The sequence below is a fragment of the Arthrobacter sp. B2I5 genome (assembly GCF_030816735.1).
In the GTDB taxonomy this organism is placed as follows: domain Bacteria; phylum Actinomycetota; class Actinomycetes; order Actinomycetales; family Micrococcaceae; genus Arthrobacter.
Genome location: NZ_JAUSYF010000001.1, coordinates 4,357,372 through 4,384,015, shown reverse-complemented (window position 1 = coordinate 4,384,015; position 26,644 = coordinate 4,357,372). Strand labels below are relative to the sequence as shown.

29 protein-coding genes and 1 tRNA gene are annotated in these 26,644 nt (G+C 65.6%); 12 read left to right on the top strand and 18 right to left on the bottom strand.

The window, feature by feature from the left end; all coding sequences use genetic code 11:
• The first annotated feature begins 16 nt into the window (after positions 1 to 16).
• From QFZ60_RS20420 to QFZ60_RS20410, 3 genes are all read left to right on the top strand, one after another.
• Positions 17 to 562 carry a peptidylprolyl isomerase gene (locus QFZ60_RS20420; protein WP_307092855.1) on the top strand — a complete coding sequence of 182 codons (546 nt, stop codon included), beginning with the start codon at positions 17 to 19 and terminating at the stop codon, positions 560 to 562.
• A 9-nt stretch (positions 563 to 571) separates the two neighbouring features.
• Positions 572 to 1,450: a rhomboid family intramembrane serine protease gene (locus tag QFZ60_RS20415; RefSeq protein ID WP_307092854.1), complete on the top strand. Its 879-nt coding sequence runs from the start codon at positions 572 to 574 to the stop codon at positions 1,448 to 1,450.
• A 537-nt stretch (positions 1,451 to 1,987) separates the two neighbouring features.
• Positions 1,988 to 2,452: a carboxymuconolactone decarboxylase family protein gene (locus QFZ60_RS20410; protein ID WP_307092852.1), complete on the top strand. Its 465-nt coding sequence runs from the start codon at positions 1,988 to 1,990 to the stop codon at positions 2,450 to 2,452.
• A 218-nt stretch (positions 2,453 to 2,670) separates the two neighbouring features.
• Here the strand turns inward: QFZ60_RS20410 and QFZ60_RS20405 are convergent, their stop codons facing one another.
• Both QFZ60_RS20405 and QFZ60_RS20400 read right to left on the bottom strand, forming a co-directional pair.
• The gene (locus QFZ60_RS20405) at positions 2,671 to 3,276 is read right to left on the bottom strand and encodes a DNA-3-methyladenine glycosylase I (RefSeq protein WP_307093412.1); all 606 of its coding nucleotides are present in this window, start codon (positions 3,274 to 3,276) and stop codon (positions 2,671 to 2,673) included.
• Positions 3,277 to 3,308: 32 nt separating this feature from the next.
• Positions 3,309 to 3,560 (bottom strand): cell division protein CrgA, encoded by a 252-nt coding sequence (locus QFZ60_RS20400; RefSeq protein WP_142118660.1) that lies wholly within the window; start codon positions 3,558 to 3,560, stop codon positions 3,309 to 3,311.
• A 173-nt stretch (positions 3,561 to 3,733) separates the two neighbouring features.
• Here QFZ60_RS20400 and QFZ60_RS20395 point away from each other — a divergent pair, with 173 nt between their 5' ends.
• The 3 genes from QFZ60_RS20395 to QFZ60_RS20385 are packed head-to-tail and all read left to right on the top strand — an operon-like array spanning position 3,734 to position 5,333.
• Entirely contained in the window at positions 3,734 to 4,522 is a 789-nt protein-coding gene (locus QFZ60_RS20395) for a class E sortase (RefSeq protein WP_307092851.1), read from the top strand.
• A gap of 2 nt (positions 4,523 to 4,524) precedes the next feature.
• On the top strand, positions 4,525 to 4,695 hold the full coding sequence (locus QFZ60_RS20390) for a hypothetical protein (protein WP_307092850.1): 171 nt from the start codon (positions 4,525 to 4,527) through the stop codon (positions 4,693 to 4,695).
• On the top strand, positions 4,692 to 5,333 hold the full coding sequence (locus QFZ60_RS20385) for an aminodeoxychorismate/anthranilate synthase component II (protein ID WP_056336041.1): 642 nt from the start codon (positions 4,692 to 4,694) through the stop codon (positions 5,331 to 5,333). Before QFZ60_RS20390 ends, QFZ60_RS20385 begins: the two co-directional genes overlap by 4 nt.
• A gap of 45 nt (positions 5,334 to 5,378) precedes the next feature.
• Here QFZ60_RS20385 and pknB read toward each other — a convergent pair whose 3' ends face one another.
• Genes pknB through QFZ60_RS20350 form a run of 7 tightly spaced genes read right to left on the bottom strand, consistent with a single transcriptional unit; the run spans position 5,379 to position 14,901 of the window.
• Positions 5,379 to 7,370, bottom strand: coding sequence for a Stk1 family PASTA domain-containing Ser/Thr kinase (gene pknB, locus QFZ60_RS20380; protein ID WP_307092848.1), 1,992 nt, complete (start codon positions 7,368 to 7,370; stop codon positions 5,379 to 5,381).
• A gap of 15 nt (positions 7,371 to 7,385) precedes the next feature.
• Positions 7,386 to 9,110: a protein kinase gene (locus QFZ60_RS20375; RefSeq protein ID WP_307092847.1), complete on the bottom strand. Its 1,725-nt coding sequence runs from the start codon at positions 9,108 to 9,110 to the stop codon at positions 7,386 to 7,388.
• Positions 9,107 to 10,567: a penicillin-binding transpeptidase domain-containing protein gene (locus QFZ60_RS20370; protein WP_307092846.1), complete on the bottom strand. Its 1,461-nt coding sequence runs from the start codon at positions 10,565 to 10,567 to the stop codon at positions 9,107 to 9,109. The genes QFZ60_RS20375 and QFZ60_RS20370 overlap by 4 nt, the downstream gene beginning before the upstream one ends.
• Positions 10,564 to 11,952, bottom strand: coding sequence for an FtsW/RodA/SpoVE family cell cycle protein (locus tag QFZ60_RS20365; protein ID WP_056336053.1), 1,389 nt, complete (start codon positions 11,950 to 11,952; stop codon positions 10,564 to 10,566). The genes QFZ60_RS20370 and QFZ60_RS20365 overlap by 4 nt, the downstream gene beginning before the upstream one ends.
• Entirely contained in the window at positions 11,949 to 13,682 is a 1,734-nt protein-coding gene (locus QFZ60_RS20360) for a PP2C family serine/threonine-protein phosphatase (RefSeq protein WP_307092844.1), read from the bottom strand. The genes QFZ60_RS20365 and QFZ60_RS20360 overlap by 4 nt, the downstream gene beginning before the upstream one ends.
• Before the next feature lie 2 nt (positions 13,683 to 13,684).
• Positions 13,685 to 14,164, bottom strand: a complete 480-nt coding sequence (locus tag QFZ60_RS20355) for an FHA domain-containing protein (RefSeq protein ID WP_056336060.1) — start codon at positions 14,162 to 14,164, stop codon at positions 13,685 to 13,687.
• Positions 14,161 to 14,901 carry a DUF3662 and FHA domain-containing protein gene (locus QFZ60_RS20350; RefSeq protein ID WP_307092843.1) on the bottom strand — a complete coding sequence of 247 codons (741 nt, stop codon included), beginning with the start codon at positions 14,899 to 14,901 and terminating at the stop codon, positions 14,161 to 14,163. Before QFZ60_RS20350 ends, QFZ60_RS20355 begins: the two co-directional genes overlap by 4 nt.
• A gap of 383 nt (positions 14,902 to 15,284) precedes the next feature.
• Between QFZ60_RS20350 and QFZ60_RS20345 the strand changes: the two genes are divergently transcribed.
• Positions 15,285 to 15,367 (top strand) — tRNA-Leu (locus QFZ60_RS20345).
• A gap of 147 nt (positions 15,368 to 15,514) precedes the next feature.
• Here the strand turns inward: QFZ60_RS20345 and QFZ60_RS20340 are convergent.
• Both QFZ60_RS20340 and QFZ60_RS20335 read right to left on the bottom strand, forming a co-directional pair.
• Positions 15,515 to 16,213 carry a FadR/GntR family transcriptional regulator gene (locus tag QFZ60_RS20340; protein WP_307092841.1) on the bottom strand — a complete coding sequence of 233 codons (699 nt, stop codon included), beginning with the start codon at positions 16,211 to 16,213 and terminating at the stop codon, positions 15,515 to 15,517.
• A gap of 9 nt (positions 16,214 to 16,222) precedes the next feature.
• Positions 16,223 to 17,350, bottom strand: coding sequence for a mandelate racemase/muconate lactonizing enzyme family protein (locus tag QFZ60_RS20335; RefSeq protein WP_307092839.1), 1,128 nt, complete (start codon positions 17,348 to 17,350; stop codon positions 16,223 to 16,225).
• Positions 17,351 to 17,504: 154 nt separating this feature from the next.
• Here QFZ60_RS20335 and QFZ60_RS20330 point away from each other — a divergent pair, with 154 nt between their 5' ends.
• Positions 17,505 to 18,428, top strand: a complete 924-nt coding sequence (locus QFZ60_RS20330) for an NADP-dependent oxidoreductase (protein WP_307092838.1) — start codon at positions 17,505 to 17,507, stop codon at positions 18,426 to 18,428.
• A gap of 18 nt (positions 18,429 to 18,446) precedes the next feature.
• Here QFZ60_RS20330 and QFZ60_RS20325 read toward each other — a convergent pair whose 3' ends face one another.
• Entirely contained in the window at positions 18,447 to 19,139 is a 693-nt protein-coding gene (locus tag QFZ60_RS20325) for a TetR/AcrR family transcriptional regulator (RefSeq protein ID WP_307092837.1), read from the bottom strand.
• A 99-nt stretch (positions 19,140 to 19,238) separates the two neighbouring features.
• Between QFZ60_RS20325 and QFZ60_RS20320 the strand changes: the two genes are divergently transcribed.
• Positions 19,239 to 20,666, top strand: a complete 1,428-nt coding sequence (locus tag QFZ60_RS20320; RefSeq protein WP_307092835.1) for an NAD(P)/FAD-dependent oxidoreductase — start codon at positions 19,239 to 19,241, stop codon at positions 20,664 to 20,666.
• Positions 20,667 to 20,732: 66 nt separating this feature from the next.
• A complete protein-coding gene (locus tag QFZ60_RS20315) occupies positions 20,733 to 21,215 on the top strand; it encodes a pyridoxamine 5'-phosphate oxidase family protein (protein ID WP_307092833.1) in 483 nt (160 codons plus the stop codon).
• A 27-nt stretch (positions 21,216 to 21,242) separates the two neighbouring features.
• Here QFZ60_RS20315 and QFZ60_RS20310 read toward each other — a convergent pair whose 3' ends face one another.
• Positions 21,243 to 21,851, bottom strand: a complete 609-nt coding sequence (locus QFZ60_RS20310) for a hypothetical protein (RefSeq protein ID WP_307092830.1) — start codon at positions 21,849 to 21,851, stop codon at positions 21,243 to 21,245.
• 73 nt (positions 21,852 to 21,924) lie between these two features.
• Positions 21,925 to 22,545, bottom strand: a complete 621-nt coding sequence (locus tag QFZ60_RS20305; protein WP_307092829.1) for a hypothetical protein — start codon at positions 22,543 to 22,545, stop codon at positions 21,925 to 21,927.
• A 163-nt stretch (positions 22,546 to 22,708) separates the two neighbouring features.
• Here QFZ60_RS20305 and QFZ60_RS20300 point away from each other — a divergent pair, with 163 nt between their 5' ends.
• Positions 22,709 to 23,092, top strand: a complete 384-nt coding sequence (locus QFZ60_RS20300) for a VOC family protein (RefSeq protein WP_307092828.1) — start codon at positions 22,709 to 22,711, stop codon at positions 23,090 to 23,092.
• Between the two features lie 3 nt (positions 23,093 to 23,095).
• On the opposite strand, the gene QFZ60_RS20295 is transcribed toward QFZ60_RS20300, so the two are convergent.
• A complete protein-coding gene (locus tag QFZ60_RS20295; protein WP_043448684.1) occupies positions 23,096 to 23,500 on the bottom strand; it encodes a DUF5997 family protein in 405 nt (134 codons plus the stop codon).
• On the opposite strand from QFZ60_RS20295, the gene QFZ60_RS20290 reads away from it, so the two are divergent.
• On the top strand, positions 23,463 to 24,284 hold the full coding sequence (locus QFZ60_RS20290) for a LysR family substrate-binding domain-containing protein (protein ID WP_307093410.1): 822 nt from the start codon (positions 23,463 to 23,465) through the stop codon (positions 24,282 to 24,284). The two genes, QFZ60_RS20295 and QFZ60_RS20290, sit on opposite strands and share 38 nt — an antisense overlap.
• A gap of 98 nt (positions 24,285 to 24,382) precedes the next feature.
• On the opposite strand, the gene QFZ60_RS20285 is transcribed toward QFZ60_RS20290, so the two are convergent.
• The 3 genes from QFZ60_RS20285 to QFZ60_RS20275 are packed head-to-tail and all read right to left on the bottom strand — an operon-like array spanning position 24,383 to position 26,369.
• The gene (locus tag QFZ60_RS20285) at positions 24,383 to 25,045 is read right to left on the bottom strand and encodes a DUF3618 domain-containing protein (protein ID WP_307092825.1); all 663 of its coding nucleotides are present in this window, start codon (positions 25,043 to 25,045) and stop codon (positions 24,383 to 24,385) included.
• On the bottom strand, positions 25,042 to 25,473 hold the full coding sequence (locus QFZ60_RS20280; RefSeq protein WP_307092823.1) for a phage holin family protein: 432 nt from the start codon (positions 25,471 to 25,473) through the stop codon (positions 25,042 to 25,044). Before QFZ60_RS20280 ends, QFZ60_RS20285 begins: the two co-directional genes overlap by 4 nt.
• The gene (locus QFZ60_RS20275; RefSeq protein ID WP_307093408.1) at positions 25,473 to 26,369 is read right to left on the bottom strand and encodes a hypothetical protein; all 897 of its coding nucleotides are present in this window, start codon (positions 26,367 to 26,369) and stop codon (positions 25,473 to 25,475) included. The genes QFZ60_RS20280 and QFZ60_RS20275 overlap by 1 nt, the downstream gene beginning before the upstream one ends.
• Positions 26,370 to 26,644: the final 275 nt, after the last annotated feature.

Here is a 26,644-nt window from a genome sequence, read left to right as displayed (position 1 = left end):
TGGAAGAATGGGGCCTATGACTGCCATCGCAACTGCAAAAGCAACCATCCACACCAGCCTCGGCGACATCGTGGTTAACCTCTTCGGCAACCACGCGCCCAAGACTGTCAAGAACTTCGTTGGCCTTGCCACCGGCGAGCAGGCCTGGACCCACCCGGAAACCGGCGAGGACAAGACCGGCACCCCGCTCTACAACGGAACCATCTTCCACCGCATCATCAAGGACTTCATGATCCAGGCGGGCGATCCCCTGGGCCGCGGAACCGGCGGCCCCGGCTACCGCTTCGACGACGAAATCCACCCGGAACTGAGCTTCAACCAGCCCTACAAGCTGGCCATGGCCAACGCGGGCATCCAGATGGGGAAGGGCACCAACGGTTCACAGTTCTTCATCACCACCATCCCCACCGACTGGCTCCAGGGCAAGCACACCATCTTCGGTGAAGTGGCCGACGACGAATCCAAGAAGGTTATCGACGCCATCGAGGGCGTACGCACGGGTATGGGAGACCGCCCGGTTGAAGACGTGACCATCAACAGCATCGACATCGAACAGCTGTAACGCTCCACCATGAGTTACGGAATTCCGTCGGCCGAGCCGTCCGCCCAGGTTCCGGTCTGCCCCCGGCATCCGGACCGGCCGTCCTACGTGCGCTGCCAGCGCTGCGGGCGCCCGGCCTGCCCCGACTGCCAGCGGGCGGCCGCCGTCGGATTCCAATGCGTTGACTGCGTCAACGAAACAAAACGTACGACGCCGGAGGTGCGGACCGTCTATGGCGGTGCCGTTGCCACCGGCAGGCCATTGGTAACGTTCGGCATCATCGCAGCGTGCGCGGTGCTGTACGTGCTGCAGTGGCTGGTTCCCAATGACCTGATCTACCAGAGCCTCGGCTTTGCCAACGTATACGCGGAGCCCCGCTGGGGTGAGTTCGAACCCTGGCGGATGGTCACTTCCGCCTTCCTGCACTCGCAGGGCTTCATCCTGCACATCGCCCTGAACATGTACATGCTCTGGGTGTTCGGACAGGCCCTGGAACCGCTTCTGGGACGCCTACGCTTCCTGGTGCTCTACCTTGTTTCGGCATTGGGCGGCTCTGTGGGCTATTTGCTCCTGACACCCCTGTATCTGCCCGGTCAGCCGTTATATGGCGTGGTCGGCGCCTCGGGAGCAATCTTCGGACTCTTTGGCGCGATGCTTCTCATTCAGCGCCACCGCGGCGGGGACACGCGCCAGCTGTGGGTGCTGATCGCCATCAACGGTGTCATCGGCTTCCTGATCCCCCAGATTGCCTGGCAGGCCCACCTGGGCGGCCTCGTGGCCGGCGGCCTGTGTGCTGCGGTTTTCGCTTACACCCCTCGTGGCCGCCGGCAGGGTCTGATCCAGGTTCTTGGTGTAGCAGCAGTGCTGGCGCTGCTCATAGCGGTGAGCTGGGTCCGCGTGACGCTATAGCCTGCCGGCGCCTGTAGTTACCGATGCCCCCGACGCCTTGCGGTGTCGGGGGCATCGTCGTTTTCCACAGCGTTTATCCACAGTGTTGGTAACTTACACGGCTGTAGTTCAGCGCATCGTCCCGCCATTCCCGGTCCCCAGCGGGCCTTCGGCTGGAAGCTGGCCCTCGTTCTCCACATCTGTGGATAACCTGTGGGGATATCGATGTGTGTAAGTGGATAAGCAGGAGGTTTTCCCGCTTTTTGTGGATACGGGTATGCAAAACAACGTCCAACGGCTGGTTTCCCGCTCCCACCGGCATGTTATCGACACCCTTATACACAATGTTAATAACTGACAGATGTGTAGTTCGGGCGCTGGAAATCCCACAGGAGTAGGCTGCAGCGGCGGCAAAAGGACGATTTCCACGGCTTTACCCACAGTTGTGGATAACTTGTGGGTATTGCGATGTTGGTAAGTGGATAAGTTGGCCCGCCGCCCGTTCGACTCCTGCCTATGATGGTTGCCTGCCAAGCCTTCCAAGCGACAAGGATCCCCGTGGGCGTCACCGAGCACCTGTACCTGGACAAACAGCATCCGGCCCTTTGGAAGGCGATCAGCGGCCTGGGCCTCAAGGTGCAGGAAGCAGCAGAGGAAGCCGGAATCGGACCCGGCCTGTTGGAACTCCTCAACGTCCGGATTTCGCAGCTTAACGGCTGCGCCTACTGCCTGGACCTCCACGTGCGAAAGGCCGTTGAGGCCGGGGAAAGCGCGCAGCGGCTGGCGGTCCTGCCGGCATGGCGGGACACCCCACTCTTCACGGGCAGGGAGCGCGCAGCTCTGGCACTGGTGGAGAGCATCACGGAGCTCCCGGACCAGGAGTCACGCGAGCATGCCGAGGCCGCCGCGCGGGAGTGCCTGACGGCAGAGGAGTTTTCAGCGGTGAGTTGGGTTGCGGTGACCATGAACGCGTTCAACCGGGTCTCCATCACCAGCCACCACCCCGTAAAGCGGGACCGCTGACAGCGTCCCAGGTCGCGGGCAGGAAGTTCACGCAGTCCGTCGTGATGTTTATCCACAGGTATTCCACACTGTTAATAACGGCATCTGCCCGACCGTTTAACTGGATCGGCATCGCCCGGCCGGTCAAACGCTCCGTTTTAAGCCCCCTGGGGAGCTTTTCCACACTGTGGATAACTTTCCCAACAGCTGGGGATAACCGCATTAATACCGGGAACGTACTATCCGGGCCAGATGCCGGACGACCCACGCCGGTGGCTGTCCACAAGGTGGGTATCCACCATCCCAACAGCCTCCATCAAGGCAAACATGGTGGTGGGTCCCACAAAGGAGAACCCGCGCTTCCGCAGTGCCTTGGACAAGGCAACCGACTCCGCGGACTGGGTGGGGATTTCGGCGGCTACCCGCGGCTGCGGGGTGCTGTCCGGGGCGAAACCCCACACAAAGTCCACCAATCCACCGTCGTTCCTAAGCTCCAGCGTGGCCTGGGCATTCCTGATCGTGGCAAGGATCTTCAGCCGGTTCCTGACGATGCCCGGATCCTGCATCAGCCGCTCCACGTCCCTGCTGCCAAAGAGCGCCACAGCTTCCGGATCGAACGCTGCGAAGGCGGCACGGAACGCGGGACGCTTCCGCAGGATGGTGGCCCATGAGAGTCCTGCCTGGAAGCCCTCCAGGCAGATGCGCTCGTACAGGCCCTGCTCATCAGTGACGGGCAGGCCCCATTCCTGGTCGTAGTAGTTCCGCATGAGCGGATCCGAGGCAGCCCACGCCGGGCGGGCCAGGCCGTCCTCGCCAATAATTACGCCGGCGGAATCGGGAGCCAGTGCAGTACTCCTTGGAACGGTCCGCGGCGCCGCTAGGAGCGCCAGCGGGTGGTCATCAGGAATCCCACGATCGCAATGCCAAAGCCGGCTACGATGTTCCACGATTCCCAGGCCTGCACCGGGAAGCGGCCCTCACTGATGTAAAAAGTGATGATCCAGAAGAGGCCAATAATCATGAGGCCAAACATGACCGGCTTGAACCACACGGGGTTGGGCTTGTAGGCCTGGGGGGAAGCCGGTTGGGCGGTGCTGGCGGTCTTCTTGCGAGGCTTTGACTCGGGCACTGGCTCTCCTTGGCAGGCTGGGCAAGTTCGGCGGTCCGGGCTTGGTATCCTGCAAGAAGGAAATTGCCAGCGGTCTGCGCGATCTTGGTCAAATCTGGATTCTTACTAGCAGCCAATTCTAGCCGCAGTTGATGGGCAGCCTGTGCCCAGGGCAGACGCCCGGAGGAGAACGCGTGGTATTGCAGGAGAAGGCGGGGCCCGCCACTGCGCCCGCGTCGCGCCGTGCCCTGCTGCCTGGCATCATCCAGGTGCTGGGTGAGCTGTTGATAACCGCCGGCGTCATTCTCCTCCTCTTCGTCGCGTGGCAGCTGTGGTGGACCAACGTCGAGTCCGACGCCAAGCAGAGCCAGGTCATCAAGGAATTTGCCCAGGACCTCAGCAGCGCCGCTCCCGCGCCAGCAGCCCCCTCCGCACCGCCGGCCGCAGCTGAAGATTTCGGCAAACCCGTGGTGGGTACCGCCCCCGGCCATGCGGGAACGATCGGCATCATGTACATCCCCCGGTTCGGCCCCGGCTACACCCGCCCCATTGTCCAGGGGACCAGCCAGGACGTCCTGGACACCCTGGGCCTTGGCCACTACAGCAACACGGCCATGCCCGGGGCCGTGGGCAACTTTGCCGTCGCGGGGCACCGGCAGACGCACGGCGCGGTGCTGGACAACATCCACACACTGGTGCCCGGTGACAAAATCTACGTCCAGACCAAGGACGGCTATTACGTCTACGTTTTCCGGAACAACCAGATTGTGATGCCCTCCCGCACGGATGTCCTGGAGCCGGTCCCAACCAAGCCCGGCGCCACGCCCACCGAAAGCTACCTCACCATGACCAGCTGCAATCCCCGCTTCGGCGCGGAAGAACGCATCATCGCCTACGCCCTCCTGGACAGCTGGCGTCCCACTGCTGCCGGGCCGCCGGCCGAGATCGCGGCGCAGGTTGCAGCAGCCACCGGAAGGAGCTGACCGTGTACGCCTGGATTTTCCGCCACCTTCCCGGACCGCTCTGGCTCAGGATCATCATCTCGCTGGCACTGGTCTTCGCTGCCCTGGTATTGATGGTCCAGTTCCTGTTCCCCTGGATGTCCCATTTCACCCAATTCACCGACTCGACGATTGGTTCCACAGACCAGCCATGACCACAACCAAGATCCTTGTAGTGGATAACTACGACAGCTTTGTCTACACCCTGGTGGGCTACCTCCAGGAGCTCGGCGCCGAAACCACGGTTGTCCGCAACGACGACGTTACGCTGGCGGAGGCAATTGAACTTGCCGGTACCCGCGACGGCGTCCTCATCTCACCGGGCCCGGGAAATCCTGCCGAGGCCGGCATCTGCATCGAGCTGATTAAGTGGTGCGGTGAAAACAGCGTGCCGATGTTCGGCGTATGCCTGGGCCACCAGGCACTGGCCGAGGCCTTCGGCGGCAAGGTGACCCACGCCCCTGAACTCATGCACGGCAAGACGTCCCAGGTGGAGCACATTGGCACCAGCGTTTTCGCCGGGCTCCCCTCCCCCGTCACGGCCACCCGCTACCACTCACTGGCCGCGGTCCGGGAATCCATTCCCGATGTCCTGGAAGTCACCGCGCAAACCGCGTCCGGTGTGGTCATGGGCCTGCAGCACCGGACGGCGCCGCTCTGCGGTGTGCAGTTCCATCCCGAATCGGTCCTGACCGAAGGCGGGTACCAGATGCTGGGCAACTGGCTGGAATCGCTGGGCATGAAGGGCGCAGCAGCGCGGGCGGCGAAACTGAGCCCCCTCATCCAGCACTAGACGTCAGTAAGGCTGCCGGCGGCGCCTCAGCCGACCAGGAGGACGTCAGCCCTTCTTGGTGGGCGTCGGCGTCGGCTTCGGTGTCGCCGTGGGGGTTGGGGTTTCCGTGGGAGACGGCGGCGGTGGTGGCGGCGGCGCCTTGGCCACAACGATGGTGATGGTCTTTCCCTGGACGACGGCGGTGTTGGCGGGGTCGCTCTGGTCGGTGACCCTGCCTGGCTCCACCTGCGAGTTTTCCGCCTCGACCACCGAAGGCACCAGGCCAAGCTCCTTCAGGGCCGCCTCCGCCTCTTCACGGGCCAGGCTCCGCAATTCCGGGACCACCACCTTGCCGGTGGAAACGATGAGCTCCACGCTGGTGCCCACGCCAACGCTCTGGCCCGGTGCCGGGTTGGAGGTGATGACGATCCCGGCCGGGACGGTGGCGCTGTTGGCCGTGCTGGTGGTCGGCGCACCAGCAAGTCCCGCCTGGCGCAGGATGTCCCGCGCGGCAGCTTCAGTCTTGCCGGGAAGGCTGTCCGGGACTTTCACCGAACTGGGGCCCTCGGAGATGTTGAGGATGACGTCCGCCCCCGAATCGAGCGAACCGCCCGCCGCGGGATCAGTCCCGATGGCGGTTCCCTTGGGCACCGTATCGTTTGCCGCCCGCGCAATCCTGGGGCGCAGTCCGGCGTCGTACAGTACCTGAAGCGCCGCGCTCTCCGTCATGGATGCGACGGCGGGTATTGAGACCTTGGGTGCAGCGGGGGCCGGCCGGTTGACCGTTTGGTAAAGCCACAGGCCCCCGCCGGCGAGTACCAGCAGGGTGAAGATCACCAGGGTGGCGATCCAGGCACGACGGCGGGACTTCTGCCGCGTGCTCGGCTCACGTTCCGGAGGGAAGCCAAGCGGGAGCGGCGCAGCCGCGCTGTACCCGTTCGGCCTGTATTCCTCCGGCCCGTCCTCACCCGCAAGTTCCAGCGGAACGCCGGGTCCGCCGTCGCCGTGGACCGTGGTTGCTGCCAGGCGGCCGGTGGGTGCGTCATCAAGGAAGCTTGCCCCTGTTGCGGCGAAGGCCTCGGTGGGCGGGGCCGCTTGGGGAACATGGTCGTTGGGATCGGTGGGCGCCTCGGACGCCGGCACGGCAGGGACAGGCACACCGGCCTTCGCAGCCCTTAGGGCACGGCGGAAGGCTGCTGCATCCTGGAACCTGTCATCCCGGTTCTTCTGCAGCGCTTTGGCGAGGACGGAGTCCAGGGCCGGCGAAACCTTCGGGTTCAGGCTGCTGGCAGGCTCCGGAATTTCGCGCACGTGCTGGTAGGCGACTGACACGGGGCTGTCTCCGACGAACGGAGGACGCGCCGTCAGCATTTCATAGAGCAGGCAGGCGGCGGAGTAAAGGTCACTCCGGGCATCGACGGATTCGCCGCGCGCCTGCTCGGGTGACAGGTATTGCGCCGTTCCCACCACTGCCTGGGTCTGGGTCATGGTGGCCGAGGAATCGGCGATGGCGCGCGCGATGCCAAAGTCCATCACCTTCACCGAATTGGTGCCCGGGCAGTACATCACGTTGGCCGGCTTGATGTCCCGGTGGACGATTCCGGCCTTATGGCTGTACTCGAGCGCGCCCAGGACACCCAGGCAGTAATCGATGGCCTGGTCGATGCCGACCTCATTGGCGCGGATCAGCTCGCGGAGGGTCCTGCCCTCGACGTATTCCATCACGATGTAGGGCACCCGGACGTCTTCGCCAGTGCCTTCATGGACCAGGTGTTCACCGGTATCGAAGATGGCCACGATGGAAGGATGGTTCAGGGCGGCGACGGCCTGGGCCTCCCGCTTGAACCGTGCCTGGAACTGCGGGTCCCGGGCCATGTCCGGCCGGAGCAGCTTGACGGCAACTGTCCTGCCCAGGCGGGTATCGGTTCCGCGGTAGACATCCGCCATGCCACCGCGGCCAATGAGGCTGCCCAGCTCGTAGCGGCCGCTCAGGACACGCCGGTTATCCACCGGCAGGCTGTCCTCCCGGTGCAACGGTGTGCGTGGTGACTCATTCACTGGTTGTCCCGACGGTTATGGCACGCAGGTTGCGGGCGTTCCGGCCGTTTGGCCGGCCGCGCAGGTGGCCAGGGGCGAGATGGGGGTGGGACCCGCAACGGGCGACGACGTGGTGGGGGTAGGCGTCGGCTTCGGTGCCGTGGTTGTGGTGGGGGCCGGCGATGGAGCGGTCGCGTAGATCACAGTGATGAGGGTGCCTTTGGGCACGGCCCCGGTGGGGTTCAGTTCCACCACTGTTCCGGGCGCATCCGTAGCGCTCTCCTGAGGAAGGACTGTCACCTGGAGCCCCAGGTTCGCAAGGGCAGTCTGGACCTGGCGGTAATCCTTGCCAAGGTAGGCGGCAGGTATCACGTTCACCGTGTCCTGCGTGGGCTCCGGGGTGGGTGTGGGCGTCGGTGTGCTGCGTGTCTGCGTGGGCGTGGCCGACGGGGTCCGCGTGGGTGTCGCCGATGAGGGGGCCGCGCTGCTGGTGGTGGTGCCCGACGTCGGGTTGCCGGACGGCGAGAACAGGCCCATCTGGTTCAGCAGGAAACCCACCAGCGCAAACAGGAGCAGCAGGATCAGGGCCACCAGGGGCCATGTCCATGGACTGCGTCCCTTGCGCCGGGGCTCATCGGAGGGCCCGTCGTCGTACGTTTCCTCCTCCTGGTCCCAGTTCCGTTCGGCGGCCAGCGCGTTGGCGCGGGCCAGCGGGCCCTTGGGCGCGTCCCCTTCGGCGGCGGCGCCTGCGGCCATGCCGGCGGCAGCACCGGCCGCCCCGGCACCGATTACCGGGAGGGCGGACGTGGCTGTGGGGGTGGAATCATGCTGGGTGCCAATGACGCCGGTGGGGGCAGTGGCGGTGTCAACGGGTGCCGTGATGGGCCCGGTGTCGGCGTCGAAAAGAAGCATGCCGGGCACAGCGGCGCGTGCTGCGCTGATGTCACCGTTGCGGATCGCCTCCGCTGCTTCGGCCAGCTTGATGGCGTTCGCCGGGCGGTCCTTGGGGTCCTTGGCCAGCATGGACATCAGGAGGGCCCGCACGGGGGCCGGCAGGCTTTCCGAAAGGGGAGGCGGAGCATCGTTCACCTGTGCCAGGGCGATGGCGATCTGGGATTCACCGGAGAACGGACGGTGCCCGCTGAGGCACTCGTAGCCGATGACACCGAGCGAGTAGATGTCCGAGGATCCCGTGGCGGTCTGGCCGGTGGCCTGCTCGGGTGCCAGGTACTGCGCGGTTCCCATGACCTGGCCGGTCTGGGTGAGGGGCACCTGGTCGGCGAGGCGCGCGATACCGAAGTCCGTGACCTTGACCCGGCCGTCAGGGGTGATCAGGAGGTTGCCTGGCTTGACGTCGCGGTGGACCAGGCCCTGGGCGTGGGCAACGGCCAGCGCGCGGGCGGTCTGCGCGATGATCGACAGCGTACGGTCCGGTGACAGCACTTGTTCGTGCTCGATGATGCTGCTCAGCGGCTGGCCGGGGACCAGTTCCATGACCAGGTACGCTGAGCCTTCCTCTTCGCCGTAGTCGAAGACGTTGGCGATGCCCACGTGGTTCAGCAGGGCGGTGTGGCGGGCCTCCGCACGGAAGCGCTGGAGGAATCCGGGGTCCCCCGTGTATTCCTCCTTCAGCACCTTGATGGCGACGATGCGGCCCAGGACGAGGTCTTTGGCTTTCCAGACTTCCCCCATGCCGCCGATCGCAATCCGCGTGGTCAGCTGGAATCTGCCGCCGAGGGTGATTCCGGTTGTAGGCCTCACTTATTCAACACCGCCTCAAAAATCTTCTTCGCGTTAGGACTGGTCAGCTGTGCGCCGGTGGTGATGTTCACGCCTTCCATGACGATCGTGACACTCACCTGCGGGTTGTTTGCGGGGGCGAAGCCGGTGAACCAGGAGTTGTTGGTTCCGTTCCCCAGCTCCGCGGTTCCTGTCTTGCCGGCCACCTGGACGCCGGGGACTGCTGCGCCCTTGGCAATGCCCTCGCTGACGGCGCTTGCCATCCACTCCGTAATCTGGCTGGCGATCTGCGGGGTGGTGGAGGTGCGCAGCTGCTGCGGCTGCGGTTCGTCGATGACCCGAAGGTCCGGGGAGCGCAAAGTCTTGATGAGGTTGGGCTGCATCTGCTTTCCGCCGTTGGCGATGGCGGAGGTCATCATATTGATCTGCAGCGGCGTGGCGCGGACATCCTTCTGGCCGATTGCCGACTGCGCCAGGCCGGGTCCGTCCAGGTTCTCGGGGAACCCGTTGCCCAGCGCGTGGCCCAGCTTCAGCTGGTCCCCGACGTCCTCGCCGAAGCCGAACTTCCTGGCCTGCTCGGCGATGGCATCGCGGCCAAGATCCAGCGCGATGCTGGCGAAGGGGGTGTTGCAGGACTGCTGGAGCGCGAAGGCGAAGCTGGCAGTGTCCCTGGTGTAGCAGTTGCCGCCCGCGTAGTTGGGCAGCTTGTACTGGATGCCCGGGAAGGGCATTTCGGCAGGGTTGGGGAGTTGGCTGTCCTTGTTGTACTTCCCCGAAGCAAGCGCGGCGGCCGTGTCCACGAGCTTGAAGACGGAGCCCGGTGCCAGCAGTTCCCCTGTGGGACCGCTGACGTTCTGGTTCAGGTTAATGCCTGGAATCTTGACCAGTTCGTTGATGTTGGACCGTTCGGCGGCAGCGTCCTGCGTGGCCACTGAGTTGGGGTTGTAGGAAGGCTTGGACGCCATGGCCAGGATGGCACCGGTTTTGGGATTGGTCACCACAATGGAGCCGCGCTGGCCGTCCGGAATCAGGCTGTAGGCCAGCTGCTGGATCTGGGGATCGATGGTGAGCTCCACTGACGCGCCCTTGGGCTGGTTGCCAAGGAAGAGCTGGCCCACCCGGTCCAGGAAGAGCTGGTCGGAGTTGCCCGCGAGTTCGGCGCCCATGGTTTGCTCCAGCCCGGTGGCACCGTAGTTCTTGGAGAAGTAGCCGGTGAGGCCGGCATAGAGCTCGGGCTGGGTATAGGTGCGCTGGAACTTGCAGGTCTCCGAACCGGTTTCCACCGACTCGGCGATGGGGGTGCCGCCAACGATGATGGCCCCGCGGTCGTTGCAGTAGTTCTGCAGGATCGCGCGCTGGTTCAGGGGGTTGGTCTTGAGGTCGTCGGCGCCCACCACCTGCACATAACTGATGGCACCGAACAGCAGTGCAAACATGGCCACGGCGGCCACCCATGAGTGCCGGATTGCCTGGTTCATGCCTGCTTCACCGCCTCGGTAGGAGTGTCAATGCCAGTTGCTGCTGCCGCGCCGGCCGGCGGGAGCGGGGTGGTGTCCACCGGGCCGCGGGCTGCATGGGAAATCATCAGGAGCAGCCCCACGATGATCCAGTTCGCCAGGAGGGAAGATCCGCCTGCTGCGAGGAACGGCGTGGTGAGCCCTGTCAAAGGAATGAGCCGGGTGACACCGCCAATGACCACGAAGCACTGAAGGGCCACCGCAAAGGACAGGCCACAGGCGAGCAGCTTGCCGAACGCATCGCGGGTACCCAGTGCGGCGCGGAATCCGCGGGTGACCAGCAGCAGGTACAGCAGGACGACGGCGAACAGGCCGATCAGTCCCAGTTCCTCGCCCAGGGACGCGATGATCATGTCGCTGTTGGCGAAGGGGACCAGGTCCGGGCGTCCCTGGCCAAGGCCGGTGCCCACCAGGCCGCCGTTGGCCATGCCGAAGAGGCCTTCGATGACCTGCCGGCTGCCGTTTTCATAGACGTCGGGGGAGAAGGCGTTGAGCCAGCCGTAGACGCGCTGCTGGACGTGGGAGAACACCTGGGCTGCCACGAAACCGCCGCCGAGAATCAGGGCCAGGCCGATGACCACCCAGCTGATCCTGCTGGTGGCCACGTAGATCATGACGATGAACAGCCCGAAGAACAGCAGGGAGGAACCAAGGTCGCGCTGGAAGATCAGGACACCGATGCTGACCAGCCAGGCCGTGATCATGGGGCCCATGTCCTTGAACCGGGGAAACTGCAGGGGGCCGATCTTGCGGCCGGCGAGCAGGATGAGGTCGCGGTTGGAGGAAAGATACCCGGCGAAGAATATGGCGAGGGTAATCTTGGCTACTTCGCCCGGCTGGAACGTCATGGGGCCGAACCTGATCCACACCCGTGCGCCCAGGATTTCCCCGGCGCTGATCCCCGGCACAAGGGGCAGGATCAGGAGCAGGGCCGACGCAGCCAGCGAAATGAAGGTGAACCGGCGCAGGATGCGGTGGTCCTTGAGGAAGAACACGACGGCGATGGCCACAGCCATGGCGATCAGGGTCCACCGGAGCTGGTTGTTGCCAGTATCCTCGCCGGGAGCATCGAGGCGGTGGATCATCGCCAGGCCCAGGCCGTTCAGGGCAACCACGATCGGAAGAATTACCGGATCGGCATATTTGGCACGGAAGCGCAGGACACCGTGGAACACCAGGGCGGCCACCGCCAACAGGCTGGACTGGAACCAGAAGTCGGAATCGAAGGCCTTCTCCTGGTCCACGCCCACCAGCATGTTGGCGCCGATGCCGACGGCAAGTGCCAGCAGCAGGAGCGCAAGTTCAACGTTCCGGCGGGGCTTGGGCAAAGTGCTTACCTGGCTCATTTCGCCGCCTCGCAGGTGATAGTCGGAGTGGGGGAAGGAGAAGCTCCCGATGGTGCAGGTGAAGGCGCTGGCGCCGGGGCGTCCGATGCGGGCGCCGGCGGAGCGGCTTCGCTGGCCGGTGGTGCTGCACTTGCTGAGGGTGCTGTGCTTCCTGAGGGGCTGGCCGACGGCTTGGGGCATTCGTCCTCGGGCGAGGTGGTTCCTGTGAGCTCCAGGTTCTTGACGATCCGCTGGGCGTCGTAGAGATCGTTGGCAGGGACGGTCTGGCGCACCCGCTGCTGCGAGAACGGCGGTAGCGAGTCCATGCGGATCTCCGTCACGGTTTCCAGCGAGGACAGCTGGATGGGGCCCAGTCTCTGGGACACCCCGTTGTAGATGGCAACACGGGAATCGAACTCGCCCACGTAGTAGCGGGTCTGGGTCCAGGCGTACCCGAGCCAAAGGCCAACGGCCACGACAACCAGGACGGCGGCTGCGACGGACCAGGCCACCCAGCGGCGGGGACGCAGCGCCGGCAGGGTGTCCTCCGGCTCGCCGGCCGGTTCCGCCTTGTGCGTGAGGAGGGTGGCTGCCCGCCGTGCGACGGTACGCCCTGCCACGGTTGGAATGGAGCCGAATTCGGCGGCGGCGGCAGCGGCACCCACGAGTTCATGCGGGCGGGAGGCGAGTTCTTCGCGGAGGACTTCCGCCGAAAGATGCTCACCGAGGTGGGGGTCGGTGCTGCCGGGATCAGGAGAACCGGTTTCCCCCTCCTTGGCGCCGCCGTCAACCGGTTCCTTTTCCGGGCCCGGGTGTTGCCCGGCATCTTCCGGGTCGGAACCGGCTTTGGCGGCTTCCTTCCCGTCCCCGGGGATGGAGGATGCGGCTGTGGCGGGGCCGGCGGCACCTGCTGCCGCGGCAGCGGGCTTGCTGCCCTGCACCGGCGGAACGATTTCGACGGCGGCGGTACTGACGTCGTCGGGCGTTTCCTCCACGATGTCCACCATGACCACGGTGACGTTGTCCGGGGAACCGGCCTCAAGGGTCAGCTGGACAAGGGTTTCGGCGCACTCGTGCAGGTTGTGGGTTTCCCGGACCGTCCGCTCCACGGCGTGGGCGGCAACATAGTTCAGCCCGTCCGAACACAGCAGCCAGCGGTCGCCGGGCCGGGCGTCGAGGGTGTCCAGATCGAGTTCGGGGCTGGCATCGACGTCCCCCAGGACACGCATGAGGACATTCTTGTGGGGGTGCGTTTCCGCTTCCTCCGGCCGGAGCCGGCCTTCGTCGATAAGCCGCTGGACGAAGGTGTGGTCCACGCTGACCTGCTTGAATTCGCCATCGCGGAGCCGGTAGGCGCGTGAATCGCCGATGTGCGCGAAGTGCAGCTTGCCGTCAGCGAGCAGGAGCGCCGTCACGGTGGTGCCCATGCCCGCCAGCTTGGGATTGATGTGCACCAGTTCGGAGAGCAGTGAGTTGGCGGTCTGGATTTCATCGGCGAGGATCGTCCCGGCTTCGTCGCCGTGGTCCGGACTGTCGAGGTGGATCATGTCCAGGACGGTTGCGGCTGAGGCAACGTCGCCACCCGCGTGCCCTCCCATGCCGTCCGCGACGACGGCGAGGTGGCGTCCGGCGTAGGCGGAATCGTCGTTCTTGGAGCGGATCCGGCCGACGTCGGACCGCGCCGCAAAGCGCATGATGAGGGGCCGCTGCGCCGGGCTGGAGCCGGTTGCGGAGTTTTCAGGCTCGGCCACGGTTACGGCCTCAATTCAATGACCGTCTTGCCGATTCTCACGGGTACCCCTGGCTCGACGGGCAGGGCACGGGTAAGTTGCTGGTCTCCCAGGTAGGTTCCGTTGGTGGAGCCAAGATCCTCGATGAACCAGCGGCTGCCCTGGGGGAAGAGCCTGGCGTGGCGGCCGGAGGCGTAGTCGTCCTCCAGCACCAGGGTGGCTTCCTGGGCGCGTCCCAGCAGGATGGGGCTGGCTGCCAGCGGCAGGGTCCTGCCCTTGAGCGGTCCTTCGACCACTACCAGTTGCCGGGCTTGCTGCTTGACGGGCTGCTGGTTCTCTGCGAGTTCCGGGTTCCGGCGGACCTGGCGGGCGGTTGGGACGCCCGAGGCGGCTTTCCGGCCCAGCATGAGGTCCCGGCGCATGGCGGAGACGATGCTGAAGATGAGCACCCAGAGGAGCAGCAGGAAGCCGAACCGCAGCGCGGTGATGGTCAGGTCGCTCATGCGTGGCCACCCGGGTTGGCAGGAAGCAGGCGGAAGATGATCTTTGTCCGTCCCATCGTGATGGTGGATCCGTCTGTGAGTTCGGTGCTGCCGGAGACCTTTTGGCCGTTGACGTAGCTGCCGTTGGTGGACCCCAGGTCCACGGCGCTGGTTACGCCGTTGGCGGTGCGGATTTCCAGGTGGCGCCGCGATACGCCGGTGTCCTCGACGTGGATATCGGCCTCGGATGACCGGCCCAGGACGATGGACGGGGCGTTCAGCGAATAGCGCTGGCCCTCAATGTCCAGGACGGGCTGCAGCCGCACGGGCGCACGGCTCGGTGCTGCCGGAACGTTCGGCCTGGGCTGGTTCGCGCCGGAGCCCTGGGATTTCTCGGTGGAGGAGGCAATTTCGAAATCGCCGGGGCGAAGTGCAGTCTCGCGGCGGAAGGAAATCCGGACGGGCCCCTGGAGGATGTAGCCCTGGCTCCGGACGTGGTTGATGACCACATCGCAGAGTTCTTCGGCCAGCGGCGTGCCCCACTCCTGGGCGCGTCCGAAGTCGTCGTCACTGAGCTGGACGTCGAAGACGTTGGGGACCAAAGTCCGTCCGGCCGCAACGGTGATCGCTTTGTGGTCCACCTCGCGGCGGAGCCTGCTGGCGATCTCCACAGGTTCGACCTGGGCTTTGGAACCGGTGGAGAAGACACCGCGGACGGCCTTTTCAATGCCACGTTCAACCTTGTCCAGCAGACCCATGGTTCTTCTCCTTTCCCCCCGGTTCCGGGGCAGTAGTTGTTGCTGGCCAGCTCCTGCAGGGCGGTCCGGCACTGCGCGTCGTGCCCGCCGGCAGCGGCCACTCCTACACCCGATACTACTGGCCACCCCTGCGAATGACCTTAATCCACAACGGCCGGGCGCCGGCAAAAGTTCAGATGCAGCCCTGCCCGCCGCACACTTGCCTGGGCTCCGGGGGTCAGTTTTGGGCTGGTAATCCGGCTCCTTTGAGCCGCTGTTCGGGGCACGTGGAAGGGGCAAAGTGGGCCAATTGGTAATTTGCGGCATCTGTCCGTTATGCTTGATCTCGCTGCTTTTACGAGGCGCGGAACGGGAAACCGGACCGGTCGAGTGGAAGAAGTTGCGCGCGAGTGGCGGAACGGCAGACGCGCTGGCTTCAGGTGCCAGTGTCCGAAAGGGCGTGGGGGTTCAAATCCCCCCTCGCGCACGCAATTGGAAGAGCCCCGGTCTTAGGATCGGGGCTCTTCTGTTTAATCTCTGACCGCTGGTCCTGGGCTTGTTCGCGAATCCTGGCCTTGAAGGTTCGGATCCGCGAACAAGCTTAGGTTTTTGCCTTGCTGCTCCGGCACGAGGGTTACGGGCGCGCCGAAGCCTTGAACCGGCGTCGTGAGTTGGCCAGGTGGCTGCGCATCGCGGCCGCCGCGGCAGCCTGGTCACCGTCCGCGATCGCGTCCCGGATGGAGCGGTGCTCCAGCACCACCTGCTCGAAGTGGTCGCGGGCATAGTGTTCGGCTCCGGTCATCAGCCGGGTGCGCGGCATGGAGATCATGGTCTGCCCCAGTGCAGCAAGGCAGTCGGAGTAGTAGGGGTTGCCGGACGCCGCCGCCACTGCCCGGTGGAACTCAAAATCCGACTTCATGGCATGGGCGGGATGGTCCGCACTGTCGCTGAAGGCGTCCAGCGCCGCGCTGACGGCCCGCAACTGCCGGTCGGTGCGGTTCTGCGCGGCCAGTGCGGCAGCTTCCGTTTCCACTCCCATCCGGAATGCCAGCAGGTGCAGCCTGTCTTCGGTGCTGGCCACCGGACGGCCGCCCGCCACCGCAGGAGGCCCGTCCGTGGGGGGAGTGAGGGCGAAGCTGCCGCGCCCGCGCTCGGTCTCGACAAGCCCCTCAGCCTGGAGCCGGGTGAGGGCGGCGCGGACCACCGTACGGCTGACGCCAAAATCGCTGATGAGCGTGTTCTCGCTGGGCAGCTTCTCGCCCGGCTGGATCACGCCGTCGACGATGCGGTTGCGAAGGTCAGCGGCAAGGTCCGCGGTGAGGTTCCGGCTCATGGCTCAAGATTACGCGCCGAACTCCACGCTCTCGGTGGTCCAGGCGCGGGCCTGCTCGCTGAGCGTGACGCCGAGTCCGGGGCGGTCCGGGACGATCATGCGGCCGTCCTTGGTCTCCAGCCGCTCGTTGAACAAGGGATCCAGCCAGTCGAAGTGCTCCACCCAGGGTTCGCGGGGGTAAGCCGCCGCGAGGTGGAGGTGGATCTCCATGGCGAAATGCGGTGCCAGGCCCAGCCCGCGTTCGTCCGCGAGGGCGGCCAGGCGCAGGAATTGGGTGATGCCGCCCACCCGCGGGGCATCCGGCTGGATGATGTCGCAGCCGTTGGCGTTCATGAGGCCCTTGTGCTCAGCGACGGAGGCGAGCATCTCGCCGGTGGCAATGGGCGTGTCCAGGACCTGAGCCAGGTGGGCATGGCCTTCGAAGTCGTAGGCGTCCAGCGGCTCCTCGATCCAGACCAGGTCGAATTCCTCGAGCCGGCGTCCCATCCGCAGGGCGGTGGCGCGGTCCCACTGCTGGTTGGCGTCCACCATGAGCGGAACGTCCCAGCCGATGTGTTCGCGGATCCCGGCTACGCGTCGCAGGTCCTCTTTGCTGTCCGGGAGGCCCACCTTGATCTTGATGCCTCCGATGCCTTCCTGGATCGACTGGGTGGCCCGTGCCTTTACCTCGTCGAGGGTGGCGTTCAGGAACCCGCCGGACGTGTTGTACGTCCGCACCGAGTCGCGGTAGGAGCCAAGGAACTTCGCCAGCGGCAGCCCGGCGCGCTTGGCCTTGAGGTCGTACAAAGCAATGTCGACGGCGGCGAGGGCCTGGGTGGCGACACCGGAGCGGCCCACCGAGGCGCCCGCCCAGAGCAGCTTGGTGTAAATCTTCGCGATGTCATTGGGGTCCTCGCCAATGAGGCCGGCGGCGACCTCCTTGGCATGGGCGTACTGGGCGGGGCCGCCTGCACGCTTGGAGTAGCTGAAACCGATGCCGGAGTGCCCCAGCTCCGTGGTGATTTCCGCGAACAGGAAGACCACCTCGGTCATCGGCTTCTGCCGGCCCGTGAAGACCTTGGCGTCGCTGATGGGAACGGCCAGGGGAAGGCGGGCGGTGGACAGCTTGACGTGCCGGATCAGATCGACGGTGCTCATGAGTACTCCTGGAAGCGGGGGACTGGGCTCCTTCGCCCACGCTCTTAGGATATAAGTGCGGTACTTGTATTACAAGTGCGTACAGGCGGTGTGATGCTTAACTCCTGGAAGGAGAACTGGAATAGCCGCGTCCTGTTGCGCCGTTGTCGAAGGCATGAAGGCAATTACCTACAGTGAATACGGAAGCCCGGACGTCCTCGAATTGACCGATGTGCCCCTGCCCAAGGTGGGGCCGGGCATGGTCCTGGTCAAAGTGAAGGCGGCCGCTGTCAATCCGGTGGACTGGAAGATCATGGCCGGCTACCTGGACGCGGCCATGGACCTGCAGTTTCCCGCGATTCCCGGATGGGATGTGGCGGGGGTTGTCGAGTCCGTGGGTATCGACGCCCGGCAGTTCCAGCCCGGCGACGAGGTCATTGCCTACGGCCGCAAGGACTATGTCCATGGCGGAAGTTTTGCCGAGTACATCGCCTTGCCGGAAAGACTGCTGGCCCGCAAGCCCGCCTCGCTTGGCTGGAACGAATCAGCGGGGCTTCCGTTGGCCGGGCTGACGGCGTACCAGGTCCTGAACCGCCTGGGCCTCACGTCCGGTGAGACTGTCCTTATCCACGGCGGCGCCGGCGGGGTGGGGTCGCTGGGAATCCAGATCGCGGTGGCACGGGGTGCGAAGGTTATTGCTACGGCCTCTGAGAAGAACCATGAATTCCTCCGCTCCCTGGGCGCCGAGCCGGTTGCCTATGGGGGCGGCCTTGCTGACCGCGTACGCGCGCTGCGTCCCGGCGGTGTGGAAGTGGTTGCCGATTTCGCCGGGGGCAATCTCGACGCGACCCTGGCGGCACTGGCCGAAGGTGGAAGGCACGCATCCATCGCCGACAGCGAGGTGGAGGAGCATGGCGGCACCTGGATGTGGGTCAGTCCGATCGGAGCTGATCTCCAGGAACTCGCCGAACTGGTGGACCACCGGAGCATTCGGGTGGAGGTTGCCAAGGTTCTCCCGTTGGCCCAGTCCGCGGAGGCTTTCCGCCTGAACATGGAGGGGCATACCCGGGGCAAAATTGTGGTGGCAGTGGACGCCTGATTCGGGCCTTCCGGTCTCCTACGTCCGCAGCGCGCCCAAGCCGGCGATCAGGGCATCAAGCCCCAGGCTGAAGGCGGTATCGGCAGGCCGGCCACGCTCCTGGCCGGCCGCCGAACTGCGGACCGCGGCGGAGAAGTTGGGGGTGGACCCGGCCATGGAGCCGGAATCGAAGATGTCCTCCGGGGCGGTGACGTCGTACGCCGACCCAAAGATAAAGGACTCCAGTGCCACGATGGCGGGGATGATGCGTTCCTGGGGGAACCCGGCGTCGAGGAACCCCTTGCTGACGGTTTCGTACATGGCAAGGGTCTGCGGCGCGTCCGTCACTGGCAGGACGGCGATCACGGGGATCAGTGGAGTGTGCTCGGCGAAGACATCCCGGTAGCTCCATGCCCAGGCCCGGACGGCGTCCTCCCAGCTCCCGCTGCCGAAACCCGAGAGGTCCACCAGGGACATCAGGTGGTCCTCGACCAGGAGCAGCACGTCCTGCTTTGAGGCCACGTGGTTGTAAAGGGCGGAAGGCGCCACCTCCAGCACCTTTGCCAGCGCGGCCATGGTCAACCCGTCGTAGCCCTTGCGGCTGATCAGTTCCAGCGCGGCTGCCGTAATTCCGGCCTTGTCCAGTACCGCCGCAGACGGTCGGCCTGCCCGCCTCCTCTGTGCTCCGCCGTTGCTGGTGGAGCGTCCCTGTGCGGCTGATACTGCCGGCATTGCTGCCCTTTCGTCGGTGTCCCCTGCATTATTCCATCCGGCTCTTCCGCTCCCGGCAGGCACCGGCTATAGTTCTAATAAATGAATAGCATTCATTTAGTGGTCCCCGTCACTGAGGGACGCAGAGAGGACATCATGCTGAACCTGAACCGAGACGTCGTGGTCGTCGGAGCCGGGCCGTCCGGACTCACCGCCGCCCGTGAACTGCAGAAAGCCGGCCTCACCGTCGCCGTGCTGGAGGCCCGCGACCGCGTAGGCGGCCGCACGTGGACCGACACCGTGGACGGCGCCATGCTCGAAATCGGGGGCCAGTGGGTTTCCCCGGACCAGACCGCCCTCCTGGACCTGCTCCAGGAGCTGAAGCTGGAAACGTACCCGCGCTACCGCGACGGTGAGTCCATCTACATCGGCGCGGACGGCGCACCGGTGCGCTACACCGGCGACACCTTCCCCGTGGACCCGGACACCGCCGTCGAAATGGACCGCCTGGTGGCCCTGCTGGACGGCCTGGCCGCGGAGATCGGTCCGACTGAGCCATGGGCGCATCCCAAGGCGCGGGAGCTGGACACCATTTCCTTCCACCACTGGCTGCGGCAGAACTCGGCGAACGAGGAAGCCTGCAGGAACATCGGACTCTTCATTGCCGGTGGCATGCTCACCAAACCCGCCCATGCCTTCTCCGCCCTGCAGGCGGTCCTGATGGCGGCATCCGCGGGTTCGTTCACCCACCTGACGGACGAGGACTTCATCCTGGACCGCCGCGTGGTGGGCGGGATGCAGCAGGTCTCGCTGCTGCAGGCGCAGGAGCTGGGCGACGACGTAACCCTTAACTCCCCGGTGCGCACCATCAACTGGGAACCTGAATCGGACGGCGGCCACCGCGTCTCCGTTATTTCGGACCGCGCCACTGTCAACGCCCGCTTTGTGATCATGGCTGTCCCGCCGAACCTCTACTCCCGGGTCTCCTTCAACCCGCCGCTGCCGCGCCGCCAGCACCAGATGCACCAGCACCAGTCCCTGGGCCTGGTCATCAAGGTGCACGCCGTCTACAGCACGCCCTTCTGGCGGGACAAGGGACTCTCCGGCACCTGCTTCGGCGCTGACGCCCTGGTCCAGGAGGTCTACGACAACACCAACCACGGCGACCCGCGCGGCACCCTGGTGGGCTTCGTGTCGGACGAGAAGGCGGACGCCGTCTTCGAGCTCAGCGCCGAAGAACGCAAAAAGGCCATCCTGGAATCGATTGCCGGCTATCTCGGTGAGGAGGCCCTGGCCCCGGAGGTGTACTACGAGTCCGACTGGGGCTCCGAGGAATGGACCCGCGGCGCCTACGCTTCCAGCTACGATTTGGGCGGGCTGCACCGCTACGGCAAGGACCAGCACACGCCGGTGGGCCCCATCTACTGGTCATCCTCCGACCTTGCCGCCGAAGGGTACCAGCACGTGGACGGCGCCATCCGGATGGGCCGCATCACCGCTGCCCGCATCGCCGAGGTCGCGAAGGTGCCGGTAACCGCCGGCTGGTAAATAAGCATGCTTACTAATAGGCTGGCGGCGGGGAGCGTCCCCGACTTTCGACGAACGAGGTGAGGCATGACTGACGCCCAGAGCATCAGCAAGGTTACTGACATCATCAACGATTCCAAGATCGGGATGGTCACCACCATCAACGAAGAAGGCGCCCTCGTCAGCCGGCCGCTGGCCGTCCAGGAAGTTAAGGACGACGGCGACATGTGGTTCTTCACGGGCCTTGGCACGTCCCAGGTTGCGCATGTCCGGGCTGATCCGCGTGTCAACGTCGCCTTTGGCAAGAACACCGAATGGGTGTCCGTGGCCGGAACCGCCGAGGTGGTCACGGACCGGGCCAAGATCCATGAACTGTGGAACCAGGCGGTTGAAGCCTGGTTCCCCGACGGCCCGGAGACCCCCGGGGTGTGCCTGCTGCGCATCGATTCGGACTCTGCCGAGTACTGGACCAGCCCGGGCGGCACGGCCGCCACGGTACTGCAGTGGGTGAAGGCAAAGGTCACCAACAGCCGGATGAGTGTTGGCGAAAGCGGCACCGTGGAGTTGTAAGGCCGGATATCGAACGGGGCGGGGCAGCTACGGCTGCTCCGCCCCTTTCAGTGCCGCGAGCACTGCCGGTAGCAGTACGTCATTGCGCCCCCACACCGGATCAAGGATTTCCACATACCAGGAGTCCGCGAGCAGGAGGGCCAGGGCATCGTTGGTCTCATCCGCCCAGTCCCGGATCTGATCCTCCTCCACCGGGTTTTCACTGGAGCCGAGCACCGTGGTGATCTCCGGTCCGGCGAGCGTCACGGGAATGGCAGCGCTGCTTGCTTCGCCGGGTGCATGGGCCACGGTCACCAGTTCTGTGCGGGTGGACAGCGCCAGTAAGCTGCCTGCCGTGCCGGCGCTGCAGAAGCCGGTCACGTACTGCCGCTGTGCAGCATCGCCCGTCCGGATTCCCGGCTGGGATTCCTTGGTGAACAGTCCATTCCGGTTCAGTTCCGCCAGGGCCGCGGCGATCGGCTTGGTCTCGTCGTCGGAGCCGGCGGCAAAATGGCCCGGCTGGTACGAACTCCCGCCCTCCAGCCAGCGGGCCGTCAGTTCGCCGGCGGCCTCCAGGGTGGTGGCCTGGCGCCAGACTCCGCGGTCCTCCAGCAGCCGGCCGTACTGATCGTGGACAGGCACGTCTTCAGGCTTCATCCTCGGATGCTATCGCCGGGCCTCCGTGCCGAACCAACGCCCGCGACACAGCAGTTAACGTCAGCGCGCCGGTTCAGCGGGCACTCCGGCGGGAATCCCGGCTGCCCGTTCCGCCGCAGCCAGGGATGCTGCCAGGCTTCCGACGGCGTCCGGGTAACCCTTGTGCGTGGCAGTCCGCAGCTGCTCCGCGGTCCGCATGGCCTTTATTGAGGGCCGACGTTTCCGGCAGCCGGACGTCGGTCAGTGCCGGGTAGTCGATGCTGCACGCCGGGTCCAGTTCGTAGCCCCGCCACCGGCGCAGAAGTTCGTCGTGCCGGACCCCGGCAGCTTCGTGGGCAGAAAGCCGCTGCCGCTCTTCGTTGCGGGCGGCGCGCCAGGCCAGGAACCTGGGGCTGCCGCGGTAGGCCGCGACGCCCGACGCAGCAGCCGCCCCGGCCAGGACCAGTCCCGCCCACGGCGATACCAGGGCGGGGATCAACAACGCAGGAAGGGCAACGCAGGAACCCAGGAAGAGATCCCAGAACAGCTGGTCCCCGCCGTCCGGTGCGCTGCCTGTGGGCGCGCTGCCTCTGGCAGCCAGGGCCCGGCGTCGTACAACAAAAACGGTGGCGGCCACGCTGGCCACCAGCACGGGGCCGCACAGCAGGACCGCCCACGCACCCTGGAGCAGTCCGTGCATCAAGGACTCCACCACGACTGACATCCTGCGCCTCCAGCATCCAATGGAAGGACCAGATCCGGCCGGCGAGCCCGGGCTGGTCCTTCCATTGGACCGTCTTCCGGGCGGAGCGTCAATGGGGGCCAAAAGGGGGAAGCAGGCAATGCCACGAAGCCGCGGCGGGCGGTAGCGTGAAGGCATGCGACTGAAAATGTGCAGCATCCACGTCCAGGACCCCGCCGCGGCCCACGCCTTTTACACTGGAACCCTCGGCTTTGACACGCTCATGGCCATGCCGGAGTACAACCTCTACATCATCAAGGACCCGGGAGCGGACGACAGCAGCTCAGCAGGTCTTCTCCTTGAACCCAGCGACAACCCGATCGGGGCGGACTACATGAACGCTGTGCGTGAGGCGGGACTTCCCGCGATTGTCTTCGGTGTTCCCGATGTCCAGGCCGAGTACGACCGGCTCGTGGCCGCCGGAGTCAGTTTCAAGACTCCACCCACCACGGACCCGTTCGGGACCAGTGCGGTGTTTGAAGACGGCTGCGGCAACTACATCCAGATCCATCAGGACTGACTGCTATTTAGCCTGGGCACGGTCCTTCTTGGCCTGCTTCTTCGCGGCCTCTTCCTTGACCCGTTGTGCCTCGGCGCGGACGGCCGCGTGCGTGGCGCGTTCGGTGACCAGCCACTGCGGCGGAGCCTGCAGCAGCGCGGTGATTTCCGCCGTCGTGAGCGCTTCCTCCACGCCGCCGCGGGCCAGGCCGCTGATGGACACGTTCAGCTTCTGAGCCACCACGGGGCGGGGGTGCGGGCCGTTGCGGCGGAGCTCCGCCAGCCATTCCGGTGGGTTGGCCTGAAGTTCGGCGAACTCCTCGCGGCTGATGGTTGAATCCTGGAACTCCTGCGGCGTGGCCGGGAGATAGATGCCAAGTTTCTTGGCAACGGTGGCCGGCTTCATGGACTGGGAGTTTGCAGAGGTCATGCTTCAAGGGTATCCGGGCGGCGGGTACTGTGAAGACGTGCCCGCCGACAATGCCCCCACGCCTGACGCCCCCGCCACCCCTGACGAGGCGGCCCCACGGGTGCTTCGCATCGCGTATGTAGCCGGGGTCACCCCGGGTAAATGGATCCGTCGCTGGGAAGAGCGGATGCCCCATATTCCCCTTGAAGCATTTATGGTCGACGACGGCGCGCAGCTTGGGACGCTCCGGGATGGGCAGGCGGACATGGCGTTCGTCCGCCTGCCCATCGAGCGGGACGGCCTCAGCGCCATACCCCTCTATGAGGAGCAGCCCGTAGTCGCGGCACCGAAGGGCCACGAGATTTCCGTATTCGAGGAAGTGGCCCTCGCCGACCTGGAGCAGGAAGCGTTCCTCGACGTTGCCGCCCTGGGCGGGCCCGAGGCGGCGCTCCAGGTGGTTGCCGCCGGCGCGGGCCTGGTGATCCTGCCCATGTCGGTGGTCCGCCACTTCAACGTCAAAGACACGGTGGCGCGCAGGCTCAGCGGGGCGGACGGAACCGAAATCGCGCTGGCATGGCCCACCGAGGCAACGGATGAGGTGCTGGAGGAATTCATCGGCATCGTACGTGGCCGCACCGCCCAGAGCTCGCGCCAGCCGTCAGCGCAGCCTGAAAAGGTGAAGAAGGAACCCAAGCCTGACCGCCGGGGCACCGGTGCAAAGAAGGCGCCCAAGGTGGCCCAGCGCTATGCGCCCAACCCTGACAAGGGCCGCGGCCGCGGCTCACGCAAGAAGGGCAAACGCTAGCCGGGGCTGGCTGGCGGCCACTTCAGGCCTGACAGCAGCAAAGCCGGTCCGCAGGGTGCGGATCCGGCTTTGCCATGGTGCGTGGTTACCCACGCGGTTTAGGTGTTTTGGACGTTGTCTTTGGCGTCGGTGGCGCGGTCTTTGACGTCGGCGGCGGCCGTTTGGCCTTCGGCTTTGACGTTTTGGGCGGCGTCGGTGGCGGTTGCCTTGACGTTTTCCATGGCTTCCTGGGCTGGTTCCTTCAGGTCCTGGGCCATGTTCTTGGCGGCGTCGGTGACCTGGGTGGCCAGGGGCTGGGCCGCGGTTTTGAGTTGGTCCGCGGCTTCGCGTTCCCTCTGGCTTGCCGGGATCAGTGAGGAGACCAGCATGCCGGCGCCGAACGCGATCAGCCCGGCGGCCAGGGGGTTGCCGGCGGTTTTGGCTTTGACCTGGTCCGGGGCTGCGGAGACGGCCTGGCCGGCGTCGCTGAGCTTGGCCGAGACGGTGTCCTGTGCCTGGTGCAGGCTGTCGCCGGCGGAGTGCATGGCGTTGGTGGTGTGCCCGGCGCCGGTGGAGGTGGTGTCGTGGACCTTGGTGGTGGCGGTGTCTGCTGCTCCCATGATTTTCTCCTTCACCCCGGTCACGGCGTCTTTTACTTTGTCGGTTTGGCGGTGGACGATGTTGGACGGGGTGACTTTGTCCGCTACGGCGTCCACGTTGGTGCCCAGCCGTGCCCGGGTGGCTTCTATGTCTGCGCGGATGACGTCAGGGTTTTCGCTCATCGGTTTACCTCACCTGGTTTTAGGGTTGGGGGAATTTCTGAGAGGGTTTCCCCGGTTTGGGGCATGCCCTTGATCTGCTTGAGTTCCTTGCGGCCGATGGAGGCCAGGACCGCGGCGATGATGGCCCAGAGGACGGCGACGATCAGCGCGGACCAGCCCAGGGGCATGATGGCCCCGAGGGCCCACATCAGGGCCAGGGAGAGGAAGAGCAGGACGAAGTGGCCGCCCACGCCGGCGCCGGCGAGCATGCCGGCGCCTTTCCCTGCCCGGGTGGCTGACTGCTTCGCTTCGGCCTTGGCCAGTTCCACTTCCTGACGCATCAGGGTGGACAGGTCCCGGGTCACGTCCCCCAGCAACTCACCCAGGGACGCGTTGTCGGCTTTCATATGCGCCTCACTCGGCGGCATCTCCGGAATCTGGCTACTCATCACAGACCACCCGTTCCGCGGCGGCCGGTGCCGGAGGTGCCTTCGCTGCCGAACGGCTCGTCGTCGTTGTAGACGCCGTTTTCGGCCCGGTAGGGGTCGTCATCAAACCGAAGCGGGGTCTCCTCGGCGGTACCCGAGGGCAGGGCGCTGGTGGAAACCGGGGCACCGCTGGCTACAGTCGGCTCAGCGAAGAGGTCATCAGTTCCGGCTGCGTACACAGTCTCCGGGTGCAGGGGCGCTACCGGCGGTGACTGCACGGCGCGGTGCTGGCCTAAGCCCTGCTGGCCTGAAGCCCCGACCTGCCCCTGTGATTCGGGGGCGCCTGCGGTGAGGCCGCGGGTGAGGCGTCCTGCCAGGACGCCGGCGCCGGCGGCGAGGAGCAGGAAAGTTCCGGGCCGGTTGCGGGCAAACCGCTGGACCTCGTTCAGGAGGTCACCGGGCTCCCGGTTCTCCAGCCAGGAGGCCATGGAGGACGTGCGCTCGGCTGCCTGCCGGATGAGGTCGCTGGCCATGCCCTGCTGGTCCGGTGCGCTGGCCATGCTGTGCAGCTGGCTGGAAATGTTCCGGATGCCCTCGGCGGCCTTCTGCTGCTGCGTGCCGGCCTGGCTGGTCAGGCCCGACTTTGCCTGGTGGAGCAGGTCCTGGGCGTTGGCCTTGGCCTCGTGTGCCACGTTCGCGGCCTCGCCCTTGGCCGTCTGGGCTACTCCCTGGGCGGCAGATGCAGCTTCACCGGCAACGTTGGAAGCCTCTTCCTTTGCCGCCTGGGTCTTGGAGGTGTCGGCTGAGGTCCCCGTGTAGGAGGCCTGGCCTGGTGCTGCCTCGGTTGCGCCGTAAGGATCGACGACGACCGGGTCAGCGGTGGTGCGCGGAGTCTGGGGCCATTGGTTCTCTGTCATCATCACTCTCTTTCAGAAAGGGCTAGCTGGCGAACAAGAACCAGCAGTGCTGGCAACTTAGTAAGCAAGGTTACTAATTAGATACTAAGCACACTTCTCATTTCGATTGCAAGAGGTAGTGCCCTGCTGTTTGAAGTTGGTGGCGCCTGATGCGGGGCCGGCGGGGCGGATGGATAGTAAGCCTACTTGCGAATAGGTTGCTAAGCATGCTTATTGTAGGAGTGTAGCGACGCAGGGTGACCAGCACTTCGCCACCTACAGGAAGGCCGCGGCCG

Bases quoted from the DNA above. Each gene is read 5' to 3' on its own strand.
- QFZ60_RS20420 (WP_307092855.1), top strand. From the start codon at position 17: ATGACTGCCATCGCAACTGCAAAAGCAACCATCCACACCAGCCTCGGC.
- QFZ60_RS20415 (WP_307092854.1), top strand. From the start codon at position 572: ATGAGTTACGGAATTCCGTCGGCCGAGCCGTCCGCCCAGGTTCCGGTC.
- QFZ60_RS20385 (WP_056336041.1), top strand. From the start codon at position 4,692: ATGACCACAACCAAGATCCTTGTAGTGGATAACTACGACAGCTTTGTC.
- QFZ60_RS20370 (WP_307092846.1), bottom strand. From the start codon at position 10,567: ATGAACCAGGCAATCCGGCACTCATGGGTGGCCGCCGTGGCCATGTTT.
- QFZ60_RS20365 (WP_056336053.1), bottom strand. From the start codon at position 11,952: ATGAGCCAGGTAAGCACTTTGCCCAAGCCCCGCCGGAACGTTGAACTT.
- QFZ60_RS20355 (WP_056336060.1), bottom strand. From the start codon at position 14,164: ATGAGCGACCTGACCATCACCGCGCTGCGGTTCGGCTTCCTGCTGCTC.
- QFZ60_RS20350 (WP_307092843.1), bottom strand. From the start codon at position 14,901: ATGGGTCTGCTGGACAAGGTTGAACGTGGCATTGAAAAGGCCGTCCGC.
- QFZ60_RS20340 (WP_307092841.1), bottom strand. From the start codon at position 16,213: ATGAGCCGGAACCTCACCGCGGACCTTGCCGCTGACCTTCGCAACCGC.
- QFZ60_RS20335 (WP_307092839.1), bottom strand. From the start codon at position 17,350: ATGAGCACCGTCGATCTGATCCGGCACGTCAAGCTGTCCACCGCCCGC.
- QFZ60_RS20330 (WP_307092838.1), top strand. From the start codon at position 17,505: ATGAAGGCAATTACCTACAGTGAATACGGAAGCCCGGACGTCCTCGAA.
- QFZ60_RS20325 (WP_307092837.1), bottom strand. From the start codon at position 19,139: ATGCCGGCAGTATCAGCCGCACAGGGACGCTCCACCAGCAACGGCGGA.
- QFZ60_RS20315 (WP_307092833.1), top strand. From the start codon at position 20,733: ATGACTGACGCCCAGAGCATCAGCAAGGTTACTGACATCATCAACGAT.
- QFZ60_RS20310 (WP_307092830.1), bottom strand. From the start codon at position 21,851: ATGAAGCCTGAAGACGTGCCTGTCCACGATCAGTACGGCCGGCTGCTG.
- QFZ60_RS20300 (WP_307092828.1), top strand. From the start codon at position 22,709: ATGCGACTGAAAATGTGCAGCATCCACGTCCAGGACCCCGCCGCGGCC.
- QFZ60_RS20295 (WP_043448684.1), bottom strand. From the start codon at position 23,500: ATGACCTCTGCAAACTCCCAGTCCATGAAGCCGGCCACCGTTGCCAAG.
- QFZ60_RS20285 (WP_307092825.1), bottom strand. From the start codon at position 25,045: ATGAGCGAAAACCCTGACGTCATCCGCGCAGACATAGAAGCCACCCGG.
- QFZ60_RS20280 (WP_307092823.1), bottom strand. From the start codon at position 25,473: ATGAGTAGCCAGATTCCGGAGATGCCGCCGAGTGAGGCGCATATGAAA.
- QFZ60_RS20275 (WP_307093408.1), bottom strand. From the start codon at position 26,369: ATGACAGAGAACCAATGGCCCCAGACTCCGCGCACCACCGCTGACCCG.